The sequence below is a fragment of the Marivita sp. genome, from assembly GCF_051251565.1.
Taxonomy (GTDB): Bacteria; Pseudomonadota; Alphaproteobacteria; order Rhodobacterales; family Rhodobacteraceae; genus Marivita.
This window is the reverse complement of sequence record NZ_JBPOFB010000001.1, coordinates 201,007-213,596: the sequence shown is the minus strand read 5'-3', so window position 1 is coordinate 213,596 and position 12,590 is coordinate 201,007. Positions and strand designations below refer to the sequence as shown.

The 12,590-nt window shown below is 58.4% G+C and carries 12 protein-coding genes and 1 tRNA gene; 6 read left to right on the top strand and 7 right to left on the bottom strand.

Annotated features, from left to right (window positions below; all coding sequences use genetic code 11):
• The first annotated feature begins 311 nt into the window (after window positions 1-311).
• The 3 genes from ACSHXH_RS01065 to ACSHXH_RS01055 all read left to right on the top strand — a co-directional run bounded on the left by ACSHXH_RS01065 (window position 312) and on the right by ACSHXH_RS01055 (window position 5,353).
• Entirely contained in the window at window positions 312-1,625 is a 1,314-nt protein-coding gene (locus tag ACSHXH_RS01065) for a hypothetical protein (protein ID WP_435669896.1), read from the top strand.
• A 192-nt stretch (window positions 1,626-1,817) separates the two neighbouring features.
• The gene (locus ACSHXH_RS01060; RefSeq protein WP_435669895.1) at window positions 1,818-3,878 is read left to right on the top strand and encodes a DUF4214 domain-containing protein; all 2,061 of its coding nucleotides are present in this window, start codon (window positions 1,818-1,820) and stop codon (window positions 3,876-3,878) included.
• A gap of 218 nt (window positions 3,879-4,096) precedes the next feature.
• A complete protein-coding gene (locus ACSHXH_RS01055; RefSeq protein WP_435669894.1) occupies window positions 4,097-5,353 on the top strand; it encodes an NAD(P)/FAD-dependent oxidoreductase in 1,257 nt (418 codons plus the stop codon).
• Here ACSHXH_RS01055 and ACSHXH_RS01050 read toward each other — a convergent pair.
• The 5 genes from ACSHXH_RS01050 to ACSHXH_RS01030 form a co-directional block, all read right to left on the bottom strand.
• Window positions 5,345-6,862: a malonate--CoA ligase gene (locus ACSHXH_RS01050; protein ID WP_435669893.1), complete on the bottom strand. Its 1,518-nt coding sequence runs from the start codon at window positions 6,860-6,862 to the stop codon at window positions 5,345-5,347. The genes ACSHXH_RS01055 and ACSHXH_RS01050 overlap by 9 nt on opposite strands.
• A 147-nt stretch (window positions 6,863-7,009) precedes the next feature.
• Window positions 7,010-7,086 (bottom strand) — tRNA-Arg (locus ACSHXH_RS01045).
• A 71-nt stretch (window positions 7,087-7,157) separates the two neighbouring features.
• Complete coding sequence (locus tag ACSHXH_RS01040) at window positions 7,158-8,546, bottom strand: sensor histidine kinase (RefSeq protein ID WP_435669892.1); 1,389 nt, start codon at window positions 8,544-8,546, stop codon at window positions 7,158-7,160.
• A gap of 27 nt (window positions 8,547-8,573) precedes the next feature.
• Window positions 8,574-9,992 carry a dihydrolipoyl dehydrogenase family protein gene (locus tag ACSHXH_RS01035; RefSeq protein WP_435669891.1) on the bottom strand — a complete coding sequence of 473 codons (1,419 nt, stop codon included), beginning with the start codon at window positions 9,990-9,992 and terminating at the stop codon, window positions 8,574-8,576.
• 2 nt (window positions 9,993-9,994) lie between these two features.
• Window positions 9,995-10,729 carry a TVP38/TMEM64 family protein gene (locus tag ACSHXH_RS01030; RefSeq protein ID WP_435669890.1) on the bottom strand — a complete coding sequence of 245 codons (735 nt, stop codon included), beginning with the start codon at window positions 10,727-10,729 and terminating at the stop codon, window positions 9,995-9,997.
• A 472-nt stretch (window positions 10,730-11,201) separates the two neighbouring features.
• Here ACSHXH_RS01030 and rpmH point away from each other — a divergent pair, with 472 nt between their 5' ends.
• The 3 genes from rpmH to yidD are packed head-to-tail and all read left to right on the top strand — an operon-like array spanning window position 11,202 to window position 11,988.
• A complete protein-coding gene (gene rpmH / locus ACSHXH_RS01025; protein ID WP_072775959.1) occupies window positions 11,202-11,336 on the top strand; it encodes a 50S ribosomal protein L34 in 135 nt (44 codons plus the stop codon).
• Between the two features lie 29 nt (window positions 11,337-11,365).
• Complete coding sequence (gene rnpA / locus ACSHXH_RS01020) at window positions 11,366-11,770, top strand: ribonuclease P protein component (RefSeq protein WP_435669889.1); 405 nt, start codon at window positions 11,366-11,368, stop codon at window positions 11,768-11,770.
• Window positions 11,767-11,988: a membrane protein insertion efficiency factor YidD gene (gene yidD / locus ACSHXH_RS01015; RefSeq protein ID WP_435669888.1), complete on the top strand. Its 222-nt coding sequence runs from the start codon at window positions 11,767-11,769 to the stop codon at window positions 11,986-11,988. Before rnpA ends, yidD begins: the two co-directional genes overlap by 4 nt.
• A gap of 20 nt (window positions 11,989-12,008) precedes the next feature.
• On the opposite strand, the gene ACSHXH_RS01010 is transcribed toward yidD, so the two are convergent.
• On the bottom strand, window positions 12,009-12,338 hold the full coding sequence (locus tag ACSHXH_RS01010; RefSeq protein WP_435669887.1) for an arsenate reductase family protein: 330 nt from the start codon (window positions 12,336-12,338) through the stop codon (window positions 12,009-12,011).
• Between the two features lie 50 nt (window positions 12,339-12,388).
• The gene (locus tag ACSHXH_RS01005) at window positions 12,389-12,565 is read right to left on the bottom strand and encodes a hypothetical protein (RefSeq protein ID WP_435669886.1); all 177 of its coding nucleotides are present in this window, start codon (window positions 12,563-12,565) and stop codon (window positions 12,389-12,391) included.
• Between the last annotated feature and the right edge of the window lie 25 nt (window positions 12,566-12,590).

The window sequence follows — 12,590 nt, the reverse complement described above, 5'->3', positions numbered from 1 at the left end:
GTGCTGGCGCAAAAACGATCACAACAAATAATTCGCCCAAAAAAACGGGCCTTCAACAAAAGGTCACATATCTACGCGGACAATATCCGCGACGGCTTTCGTGTAAAGCCTGATAGCGCCTTGGCGATTGATTTCACGTCATCTTTGTCGAGAACCAAAGCAAGTCGTACAGCGCGATTCCACTGATTTGTTGCAAAAAAGGTGTCAATTTCCCAAAGAGGCTGATGATGCGCAAAGCTTTAGCATCCTGTGCTTGGAACCTCTTGGCGTCGGGAGTATCGTTTGGGCATTACACGATAGGGATTTGCCTGATGTTTACACGCCCCATAACGACCGGATTGCTTTTCCTGATATGCGCGACACCGGCATGGGCGCAGGACGCAGAATTCAGCATCTCGGGACAAGTTGACCTCGGCTTACGCCACTACACACAAGACGGGGCCTTTGCTGGCCAAAAAGGCAGCAGCGTCGATCCCTTCGCGGGCTTGCGTATCGACGGCACTCTGGCCGTTGGATCAGGCGAGGCTGTATTGCAATTTTCGCACTTGCAGGACGAACGCAACGACCGCAGCTTTTCTAATCTGCAAAAAGCGTATTACACCAACAACTTTGGCAATTGGGACATCGTACTGGGCTACAACATCGAAGACTGGGGCGTCAGCAGCGGGCGCACCACAGTCAACGTTTTGAATGCGCGCAACCAGACAAACCAGTTGGGTCGCTCGGACCGGATCGGCACACCGATGGTCAATGCGAATGTCTTTACGGATATCGGCACGTTCAGCCTGTATGCCTTGGGCGGAGAGGTCCGTGATAATTTTGGTGGGCGGGCCACCCGCCAGCGCGGACCGATTTTCACCGATGATCGTCTGACCCGCTACGAAGACGATGATAGCCTTGATGTCGCGCTGCGCTTTACCAAAAGCTATACGCTTGGCGATGGATCCCTCGACATTGGTGCGTCGGTCTATGATGGCACAAACCGCGAAGCGGTGCTTTTGGGCGGCTGCGTGCAAGCTGATGCGACTGTCAGCGGAGCTTTATGCGATCAGGCCAACCTTACCGTCCAGAACGCCTACGAAGCCGGCTCCACACCAATTGAGAGCGCGATTGCGGCGGGGATCGGATCACTCACCGCGCTTACGCCCTACTATCAGGAAATCCGCCAATACGGGCTCACGGCGGTCTATGCCCAAGGTGATACGCAATTGCGCTTCGAAGGCTTCGTGCGCGAAGCGTCCGGCGAAAGCTTTAACGCGGCGATTATTGGCGGCGACCAGACGTTCTACAACGCCTTTGGGGGCGATGGCACTTTGGTTGCCGCTGTTGAATACCATTATGACGACCGCAGTGATCGGCAGCCTGTGACGATCTATGACGACGATCTGTTTCTTGGTGTGAACTACGCACATAACGACACCAGCGACACCAAGATGGATTTCGGGCTGTTCGTTGATCTGAACGAAGCCTCCAAGATTTACACGATGTCCATATCGCGCCGATTGGGGGACCGTTTTCGTGTCGGCCTGACGGCAAATCATATCCTGTCCGACAGCGACACAGACCCGCTCGCGTCGGCGGACAATGACAGTTATTTCGAAATGTCGGTCTCGACCTTTTTCTGATCCTACCAAGCGAAACCAAAGCGCCTGTCACACCAATGGTGAAACACACCTTTTGCAGCAGGCTGCGGAAACGCTGGATGGTGTGCATGAAATGTGGTTGTGTATCAGCGTATGATTTGCGGCTGTGTGACTGAATCTTGCGATCCTGTCAGGCAGAATTGATTTTTTTACTGATTAACAGGACCTTTTGGTATGAATCCGTTGGTGGAATTCGAGAACACGTTCAACGAAGCGTTCAACGGGCTTCAATCGCTACTTAGCGCCACTGGACAACCTCCGCAGCCCCCGGTGAATGATGTTCTTAGCCTGACCGTCAGCCAATTCACAACCGTGATGAACAACGCCAAGCAGGCGCTTCAGGCAATTCCCCCCGCCAGCATCACGGCCATCCTTCCGCTGGCATCCCTCTTTGTCGATCCGCAGGCGATTGCCATTTTGAACGCCTTGGTCGCTCAGGACTACGCAACCGCCTTTGCCCCTCTGGATGCCGTGCTTGCCACCGTATCGGGCGGCGATCCCAACGAAACGCTGCGCACGGTCATCGCAGGCGATGATACCGGCGGCGGCGACAGCGGCACAGGGGGTGGCGACACGGGCGGCGGTGACGGCGGAACAGGCGGCGGCAGCGCAGGAGGCAACGGCGGCGGTGGAAATTCTGAAGAAAATGCCGATGCAATCGCGTCGCTTCTTGCAACCTACCAGGCACAGCTTTCCGGTCTGCTTTGGTCAGAGGCCAACCGCGAATTTCTGTCGACCGAATTTCTGATCGACGACGCAACAGGCGGCTGGAGCGCATCGGATGGCATCGGCAACTCCCTCTCGGGGTCGTCCTTGCAGGAGCTTTACGACCAGCTGGGCGCAGGTGCCGCGCGTGCGATTATGACCTTTGTGGCAACACGTCAGGATTTGATCAGCAGCGCCGCCCTGAATGGGGCCAATGTGGCAGATTTCCAAGCCGCGCTGGCCGCGATCGCAAACGCTGCAACAAACACATTTGAACTTTTGCAAAGCTTGGGAACCCAACTGACGCAAGGCACGGACCAAAATGCAGTCTTGATTGCCGAACAGGCGGCGACGCAAGCGCAGGTCATGCTCAGCACCTTGGACAACGCTATTTCCAGTTTTGTCGGCGTCTTCGATGACGTGATCGTAGGCTCGCGCAATTCCGACCCAAGTTTCTCGATCAGCCCAGAAGGTGTGACAACCGGGTCCAGCCACGGCGATTGGTTCTTGCTGACACCCAATGACGACACCTTCTCCGGAGGCCTTGGCGAAGACATCCTATTTGGCCTTGCTGGCAACGATACGCTGAGCGGCGGCACGGATGACGACTGGCTTTTCGGCGCTGACGGAGACGACAACTTGTCTGGAGGCGCTGATGATGACGTGCTCATCGGCGGGGTTGGCAATGATACTCTGGATGGCGGTGCAGGCACCGACACAGCAAGCTTTGACGGCCCAATGGGGCGGTACACGCTGCAACTGACACATGACGGGACTGTCATCACCACGGACCGTGCGGCAGGTGGCGAAGGCACCGATACACTCACGAACATCGAAATCCTCAAGTTCACGCAGGGTGCCACGATCTTTGAAGACGGCCTTTTGGATCTGTCGATCATCCAAGGCATCACAAACTTGACCGAAACCCAGATTTCAGACTTCATCGAGCTTTATATCGCCTATTTCAATCGGGCGCCTGATGCCCTTGGCCTCTACTTCTGGGGCTCAAGCTTTGCCAACGGTGTGACCATAGAGGATATAGCCGAAGAGTTCCTCGATCAGGTGGAAACGCGCGCAACTTATCCCGAAGGTGCGTCGAACACCGACTTTGCCACTCAGGTCTACGCCAATGTCTTGGGCCGCTTGCCTGATCAAGACGGGTTGGATTTCTGGATCGGTCAACTGGACAACGGAAATATCAGAGAAGACCAGTTCATTCGGGAAGTTCTGCGCGGGGCCAAAGCTGACCCGGACGAAACGGCGACCCAAGCGTTTATCGACCTGCAATTGGCAGATCAGGCCTATCTGGCCGACAAGACGGATATCGGGAAATATTTTGCCATCATAAACGGATTGTCCAACGTCGCCGATGCATCCGAAGCGATGCAGATTTACGAGCGCGGCAATGCCAGTTCGATCCAGACCGCGCTTATCGAAATCAACCGTGATGCGGCAGCAGCATCAGCCATCGATAGCGGAGAGCTGATCCTCCAGTTGGTGGGCGTGATCGACAATCCGTTCGCAGCGTAAGGGACCATAAGGCGGCGTACCGCGCGCCACCATGTTGCGCCGTGCTCGGCTATGCCCCGAAAACCGGACAGTGACGGAACTGGCAAACTTGTCGAAGTACCGGCAAGTAGTCATGCGACTTGCAAATACAGTCCTTTGCAAATGATATGCTCCCAAAGCCACTTTCAATCGCCCTTCAGCCGTTGGAAGCGCGCGCCAAATCACGGGGCAAAGATCGCATGACATCAGGCAAAACAGTCGCAATCATTGGTGCCGGGATCGTCGGGGTCTCGACCGCGATCTGGCTACAGCGCGACGGTCACTCCGTCACCCTGATCGACCGCGAAGGACCGGCAGCCGGGGCAAGCCATGGGAATGGCGGGGTCCTTGCCAGCTGTGCCATCATTCCGGTCACCGTGCCGGGGCTGATTTGGAAAGCCCCCAAGATGCTGTTGGACCCCAATCAACCGCTGTTTCTGAAATGGGGATATCTGCCGCGCCTGATGCCATGGTTGATGCGCTATCTTGGCACAGCAAACGACAAGGACATGCGTCACCGCGCGGCGGCCCTCGCCAATATCATCGGCGACAGCTTGGCCGATCATCAGGCGCTTGCCGCCGGAACCGGGGCTGAACGCTGGCTGGTGCCGTCGGATTATCTCTACCTATACAAGAACCGGGCCAGCTACGATGCAGATGCCTTGGGCTGGAGCGTGCGCAAAGACCATGGCTTTGAATGGGACTTGCTCGAAGGGCAAGCACTTCGGGACTACGAACCGGCATACGGGCCGCAGAACGGCTTTGCCGCCCGGCTTCACGACCACGGTCGGATTTCGGATCCCGGCGCATACGTCAAGGCACTCGCTGCCCATGCGCAAAATCAAGGCGTGCGCTTTGTCAAAGCCGCTGTCGATGACATCGCCAAAGAGGGCGGCAGGGTCACTGGTATCCGCGCAGGCGGAGATCTGATTCCCTGCGACACGGTTGTGGTGGCAACCGGCGCATGGTCCGGGCCGCTTGCCACGAAACTCGGCCTGAAAGCACCGCTGGAAACCGAACGCGGCTACCATCTTGAACTGTGGGATCCGTCGGTCATGCCACGATCCCCGGTCATGGTGGCCTCGGGCAAATTCGTCGCCACGCCAATGGAGGGGCGGCTACGGCTGGCCGGGGTTGTGGAATTCGGCGGGCTGACAGCACCCCCGTCGCGCGCGCCGTTCAAACTGCTGGAGCGCAACATCCGCACCGCGATCCCCGGCATCACCTGGAAAAAGTCCGTTGAATGGATGGGGCACCGCCCGTCAATGGCGGACTCGATCCCCGTGATCGGCGAAGTGCCCGGCATATCCGGCGCCTATGCCGCCTTTGGACATGATCATGTCGGCCTGACGGGTGGGCCAAAAACGGGCCGTATCATCGCGCAACTGATTTCAGGGCGTCAACCCAACATGGACCTGACCCCCTATGCGCCAGCGCGCTTTGCGCCGTCAGCCTGAGGTAAAGGTCGCACGATACATGTCGCGCAGGATGTTTTTCTGCACCTTGCCCATCGTGTTGCGCGGCAAGCTGTCAACCACGATCAACCGGCGCGGATGTTTGAACCGGGCCAGCGTATCGCCAACCGCATGGCCGATTGCCTCCAGATCAGGGGGGGCTGCAGGATCGGCCACGATCACGCCCAGCACCGTTTCGCCGAAATCAGGATGCGGCACCCCGATGACTGCGCTTTCGATCACTCCGGGCTGGTCATCAAGAACACCTTCGATTTCCTTGGGGTAAATGTTGTAGCCACCGGAAATGATCAGGTCTTTCTCGCGGCCCACAATGTGAACATAGCCGTTCGCGTCGATCTTGCCCAAATCACCGGTGATGAAAAACCCGTCCTCGCGCAATTCTGCGGCGGTTTTCTCGGGCATCTGCCAATAGCCCTTGAAAACATTAGGGCCGCGCACCTCGATCTGTCCGATCTGCTCCGGGCCAAGCGTCACAGCCGTGTCGGGGTCGGTGATCTTTATCTCGACCCCCGGCAAGGGAAAGCCGACGGTTCCGGCACGCCGATCCCCGTCATAGGGATTCGAGCTGTTCATGTTCGTCTCTGTCATCCCGTAGCGTTCCAGTATCCGATGGCCTGTACGGCCCTCAAACTGCACATGTGTTTCCGTCAGCAGCGGCGCACTGCCCGAGATGAACAGCCGCATGTGTCGGGTCAGATCGCGGGTCAGGCGCGCGTCACCCAGCAGGCGGGTATAGAAGGTTGGCACCCCCATCATCACAGTTGCGCGCGGCAGGCCGTCCAGCATCGCATCGAGGTCGAATTTCGGCAAAAAGATCATCGACCCACCCGACGCAAGGATCACGTTGGTGGCGACGAACAATCCGTGGGTGTGAAAAATCGGCAACGCGTGCAAAAGCACGTCCGACGGGGTGAACCGCCAATATTCCGCAAGAGTTTCTGCATTTGACACCAGATTGGCCTGCGTCAGCATCGCGCCTTTCGAACGCCCCGTTGTACCAGAGGTATAGAGCAAAGCCGCCAGATCATCTGATGACCGATGCACTATGGCAAAACGCGTGTCCATGGACGCACAGCGCGCCATCAGGCTGCCTGTCCCATCCCCGCCCAAGGTTTCAAGCGACACATTCAGCGCCGTGATGACTGGACGCAAGGCCGCTTCACGGTGAGGGTCGCAGATAAACATCCCGGCCCCGCTGTCATCGACAAAGTACCGTAGCTCGTCAGCCGTGTAGCCGGTGTTCAGCGGCAAAAACACGATGCCGGCCTGCACACATGCAGCGTAGAGTGCCAAAGCCTCTGGCGATTTTTCGATCTGAACGGCAAGCCGGTCGCCCGGCACCAGCCCCGCATCCGTCAGCACATGGGCGATCTGCGCCGCTTGCTTGAGGAAGGCATCATGCGTGATCACTTTCCCATCCGCGAGATGCAGAAACGGGGTTGCCTGACACTCATGCGTCTTGAACAAGCGGTCATAGAGGTGGTTCGACATGTTCAGATCCTCGGTCCGCAGGAATTATATCGACCCGATTTAGACATCAAACCACGCCCGACTGACAAGTGGACCAGCACACTGAAACCCAAGCATCAAATGAAAAAGGTCGCCCAAGGCGACCCATTCAAATCAGAAGCGGTGTAGTGGCGGACCGAGGAGGATTCGAACCCCCGACCCCTTGATTCGTAGTCAAGTACTCTATCCAGCTGAGCTATCGGTCCACGAGGCGTGGGATAGACGCAGTGTCCGAACGATGCAAGCGCAAATTCGCAGAAATCTCGGCGTCTTGGCCTCATCTGCCCAGCGTCAATTCTCCCATCGGCAGCTGGATGCGAAACTTGGTGCCATGCGCATCACTGCTTAGCAATGTCAGGGTGCCGCCATGACCGCGCACCAGCTCGTCGGCAATGGCCAGTCCAAGACCGGACCCACCCTTGCGCGCACCTCCCTGGAACGGTTGGAACAGGTATTCCTTGGCTTTCGGCGGCAGGCCCGGTCCGGTGTCTGTGACATCGATACACCAAAGATCATCCCCGGCTCTCGCCAGAATGGCGATCTCGCCCGCCTGCCCCGATCCGACGATGGCTTGTCTCGCGTTCCGCACAAGGTTGGACAACACGCGGTACATCTGTTCGGGGTCCGCCCGCACCATCAGGCTGCCGGGAACGTCTTCGCTCAGGCTCAGGTCGTAGTCGCCAATCGCAAGACGTTCACTGTCCAACACATCCGCCACGATCTGCGCAAGGTTCACCAACGACAACACCGGCGCGGGTTCTTCGGCGCGCCCAAAAGCCAGCGTGCTTTCGCACAGCGACACAGCACGCGTGATCGAATTGACCAGCTTGGGGGCCATGCGTTTGACCGCCGGGTCTTCGCTCATCTCGATCCGGTCAGTGAACAATTGGGCTGAAGTGAGGATGTTGCGAAGGTCATGGCTCACCCGCGCCACCGCCCCGCCCAATTGCGCCAGACGTTCCTTTTGCTTGAGCGCTTGCGTCAGCTGCGTCTGCAAAGACTGCAACGCCTCTTCCGCCTCGCGCAGCTCTGTCACGCTGGCCGAGGGTTTGATGATCCGTCGCGCATCCTCGGGGGCCTTGGAGTAGCTTTGCATGTGGCCCACGACACCCTTGATGGGTTTGACCAACAGCACCCGCACCGCAAGAAACAACAATCCCGCCGTGACAATCGAAATCACCGCAGACAGCAACAGAATCCGCAGGCCATAATCGATCATCGCCATGCGCAATTCGTCTGTGTCCAGCGTCACCTCGATCAGCAGACCACCGTCCCGGAACGGATTGCCGATCACCCGGATCGTTTCGGTCTCGGGATTGATCAGCCGGTTCATCGCGTCGCGGATCAATGACACAGCCGTGGCGTCCCGCAGATCGAAAGTGGCATCCACCTCGCCCGGCATCGGCGACGACAGTACCAATTGCCGAAGCTCATCGCGCCGCAGGACCACGTTGAACACACCCGCATTCAGCAGCAGTTCCGCCTCAAGTTCGGAATCGATCATGTCATCAGCCAACAAGGCCAATGACGCGATCTGTGCCCGCTCTAGCCGGTTGAGCAGAAAATCCTCGCGGTAGCGCGCCACAGAGGGGACAAAAATCATCACCTCCGCCAGCATCACAAAGATGGTGGTCAGGATCAGGAAACGGCCCGACAGCGAATTCATACGCGCATCGCCTTCTGGACGGTCATGTCACGGGAGCCATTTCTGAACAAATCCAACCACTTTCTTAACAACGTCGTTTTCAAACAACCGTGGGGAAAAGTAAGCACCCGCTGCCCGTTTGTTAAGCTCTCCAATCGTCGGATAAGGGGCCACCATTGCGGCAACCTGCCCCATCTTCATCTTGTTGGCGATCACCAGCGCCCAAAGGTTGATCAATTCGCCCGCCTGCTCACCGGCAATCGACGCGCCTACAGGGCGCCCCTTGACCACCATCACCTTGATCAGGCCTCGTGTCTTGCGTTCCGCAATGGCGCGGTCATTGTGGTTAAAATGAAAGCGCACGACCTCAAGCTTGATCCCGTGCTCCTTCTTCGCCTGCGCCTCGGTCAGACCAACCTGCGCCAGCTCGGGCTGCGTGTAGGTCGCCCAGGGAATGTGGCGCGTTGTGGCCTTGGATGGCAAGCCAAACAGCATCGACCGGATAATGACCCCAGCATGATACCCTGCCACATGAGTGAATTGCAGCCCACCCGCCACATCGCCAATCGCATAGACCTTTTTGTTGGTGGTGCGCAGCATATCGTCCACCTTGATCCCGGTCCGGGTCGTCGTGATCCCGGCCTTATCCAGATCAAGCGTGTCGATGTTCGACTTGCGCCCAACGGCCACCAGAATATGCGAGCCCTTGAAAACGCGGCCGTCCTCCGTTTCGACCTCGATGGCCCCGGCTTGGCCGCGCACCTCCTTGGCCAAGGCATCCTCGGCAATCTCGATCCCTTCATCGCGCAAGCTCTCCAGCACGATCTCTGCCATTTCCGGGTCATCCTTGCCCAGCGCCTTGGCCCCTTCGATCACGGTGACTTTAGAGCCAAGCCGACGATGCGCCTGCGCCATTTCCATGCCGATAGGACCGCCGCCAATCACCAGCAAATGTTCGGGCTGCTCGCGCAACGCCCACAGCGTCTCGTTGGTGATATACGGCACACTGTCCAAACCGGGGATCGGCGGCACAAAGGGCGACGACCCGGTCGCAATGACAATGCGTCGCGCGGTGATGATATGCTCTCCTGCCTGCACCTCTGTGGGGGACACGAACACACCGCGTTCCTGAATGACGCGCACGCCAAAGCCTTCGAACCGCTCGACGCTGTCCATGGGTTCGATCTGCGCGATCACGTCCGCCACATGGTCCTTGGCTGCGGCATAATCCACCTGTGGCACGGCATCAGCGATGCCGAACTGCTCTGCATGGCGCATTGCGTAGGCCGCCTTGCCGCTTGCCAAAATCGCCTTGGACGGCACACACCCGTAATTCAGGCAATCACCACCCATCTTATGCGCTTCCAGCAGAACAACACTGGCCCCCATTTGCGCAGCGCCTGCCGCAACCGAAAGCCCGCCAGACCCAGCACCAATCACCAGAACGTCTGTTTTGATCTTTTCCATGATTACAGGCCTTTCTTGCCGCGCACGGCCTTCAAAACGATGGGCAAAGCGGCCAGCACACAAAGTCCAAGGATCGGCAACAGGATTTGCGGCTCAAAAATAATTCCAAGGTTGGGCGTCTCGCCACGGGCAAACACCTCGCCCAGACCGGCTCCGACCGAGGTATAGACAACCCCGCCGGGAATGATCCCAAGGAAGGTGGATACGAAAAAGCGGTAGAGCGGCACACCCACCAGCGCAGGCACGATATTGGCCACAAAGAAGGGCACCGCAGGCACCAATCGGATCAGGAACAGCATCGACCACTGATTCTCGTCGATCCCGTCCTTGATCTTGCGCACCGTACCTTCGCCCGCATCCATCTTCGCCGCCAGCTTGTCACCCAACCCATAGCGCGCCGCGAGGAAAATCACTGTCGCACCGACCGTTGCAGCAAACACATTGAACAACGCACCCGGAAACACGCCAAACAGGAACCCACCAGTCAGCGTCGCAATCGTGGCACCGGGCAGTGAAAACCCAACGATCGCCACATAGGCAAGGATGAACGCCCCGACTGTCAGCAGGTAATTCGCGTCCCGAAACGCCGTCAGCGCTTCGCGGTTCGCTGCCAACGCTTCAAAACTTAAGTAATCTTTGAGCGTAACCGCCCCCACCAGCGCGACTGCGCCAATGGCAATCATAGGGGCATAGCGTTTCCAAGCGGGGTGATCTTGGGTGTTGGTCATATCTGTCATGTCATACAGGCCCCGCAGGGCCACCTCTTGATGTGTTGCGTGTTGCTTGCCTAAAACATGCCCCCTGACGCGCCCCAGCAACACCCGCCTCACGCCGCCTTGATCCGGCACTGCCATTTGCGTGAGAATCGACGCCCCACGCCTCTGGATTGAAACAAACACCCCATAGCCACGCGGTCATTGTTGCAGTCTGTGTCAAACAAACACGCCACCGTGTGGCAATGTTTCATCTCCGCTCCCCGCCCTATAGAGTCTGACCGCATCTTCTCTGGTTTAAAATATCCCGGAGGAGTCGCCCAACAGGCGACGGGGGCAGCGCCCCCAACCGGTTTCCGCCACGCACCACCGAAAACCTGCAAAAACCCGGCCCACAGCGTTTGACATCGCAAACCCACCTGCCTATAGCACGGGCTTCGAACACACCCGGCGGACGATTCCGCGCCCCCGGACCGACAAGACGGAGCAGGACGCGATGAAACGCACCTTTCAACCCTCGAATCTCGTACGCAAGCGGCGTCACGGCTTCCGGTCACGCATGGCCACCAAAGCCGGCCGCAAGATCCTGAACGCGCGCCGCGCACGTGGCCGCAAGTCGCTGAGCGCGTAAGCGCCCCGCGACCAATCAGGGTACCAGACATGACACCGCCGGAGGCCTCCTTGGACACAAGGGGAACAACACCTCCGGCGGTGTTGTCATGTCCGCCTGTCACTGTTTTGCGCCACCGTGCTGATTTCCTGCGCGCTGCCCGTTCCTTGCGGCGCGGCACCGAAGGCATGCTGGTGCAGGCACGGGATCGCGGTGACGCGGACCCGACCATCCGGGTTGGCTACACCTGTTCCAAGAAGATCGGCAATGCGGTGGCCCGCAATCGCGCCAAACGCCGCCTGCGCGCCATTGTGGCCGAGGCGCTGTTTCCGGGCGCGCAGCCCGGTTGGGATTATGTGCTGGTAGGACGCCCCGGCATCACCATCGACCGACCCTTTGCCGACCTGGCCAAAGACCTGCGCTATGCGCTGCGCAAACTCCACGCCGAGACATGACCCCCCTCGCCTGGACCCTTGCTTTGCCAGTCAAAGCCTATCGCCTGATCTTTAGCCCCTGGGTCGGACACAATTGCCGCTACCATCCCACCTGTTCCGCCTACGCGCTGGAAGCGTTGCAAAAACATGGCGGGATCAAGGGCGGATGGCTTGCCGCACGGCGCATTGCACGCTGCCAACCATGGGGCGGATCAGGCGTGGACAACGTCCCCGACTAAAAGGGAGATCGGCACAGAGCCTAACGGCCCAACACAGCCGCCTGCACCGCGTCACCCCATCCAAGATAGAGCGTCTCGCCATCCCGGATCACCGGACGGGCCATCACCTTGGGCTGTGCCGCGATCTGCGCCTCTGCCTCGGATGCTTTCAGCCAATCGCTCAATCCGCGATAATCATTCGAGGTGCGATCCACCAAACGATCCCCGAACTCGGTGATCAACTCAGCCAGCTCCACCTCGCTCAAAGGCTCTGACCGGATGTCCCGAAACCTGACGGCCCGGCCATCCGCCTCCAAAGCCTTCTGCGCCTTGCGGCACTCTGAACAGGTGCTCAATCCATAGATATCCATGGCGCAGTCTCCTCGTTCCGCCCAACGCTTTCAAACTGAAAGGCCCGCAATCACTTCTTATCGCGGGCCGCTTTTTCGTCCTTGGTCGGGGTGCTGTTCCAAACATTGTTGCTCAGGCCCAATGCCGGTTTCATCGGCTTGGTCTTGCCAACTTTGATGCTGCCACCCTTGTTCAGAAAATCCTGAACCAGCGCGTCGTCGGTGGTCTTTTTGGGGATATGTTTCATACCTGCATGCTTAAGGGGAAAGGTG

Coding starts and splice junctions, on each gene's coding strand:
- ACSHXH_RS01005 (WP_435669886.1), bottom strand. CDS start 12,565: ATGAAACATATCCCCAAAAAGACCACCGACGACGCGCTGGTTCAGGAT.
- ACSHXH_RS01065 (WP_435669896.1), top strand. CDS start 312: ATGTTTACACGCCCCATAACGACCGGATTGCTTTTCCTGATATGCGCG.
- ACSHXH_RS01010 (WP_435669887.1), bottom strand. CDS start 12,338: ATGGATATCTATGGATTGAGCACCTGTTCAGAGTGCCGCAAGGCGCAG.
- rnpA (WP_435669889.1), top strand. CDS start 11,366: ATGACACCGCCGGAGGCCTCCTTGGACACAAGGGGAACAACACCTCCG.
- ACSHXH_RS01040 (WP_435669892.1), bottom strand. CDS start 8,546: ATGAATTCGCTGTCGGGCCGTTTCCTGATCCTGACCACCATCTTTGTG.
- ACSHXH_RS01060 (WP_435669895.1), top strand. CDS start 1,818: ATGAATCCGTTGGTGGAATTCGAGAACACGTTCAACGAAGCGTTCAAC.
- ACSHXH_RS01030 (WP_435669890.1), bottom strand. CDS start 10,729: ATGACAGATATGACCAACACCCAAGATCACCCCGCTTGGAAACGCTAT.
- ACSHXH_RS01050 (WP_435669893.1), bottom strand. CDS start 6,862: ATGTCGAACCACCTCTATGACCGCTTGTTCAAGACGCATGAGTGTCAG.
- ACSHXH_RS01035 (WP_435669891.1), bottom strand. CDS start 9,992: ATGGAAAAGATCAAAACAGACGTTCTGGTGATTGGTGCTGGGTCTGGC.
- rpmH (WP_072775959.1), top strand. CDS start 11,202: ATGAAACGCACCTTTCAACCCTCGAATCTCGTACGCAAGCGGCGTCAC.
- ACSHXH_RS01055 (WP_435669894.1), top strand. CDS start 4,097: ATGACATCAGGCAAAACAGTCGCAATCATTGGTGCCGGGATCGTCGGG.
- yidD (WP_435669888.1), top strand. CDS start 11,767: ATGACCCCCCTCGCCTGGACCCTTGCTTTGCCAGTCAAAGCCTATCGC.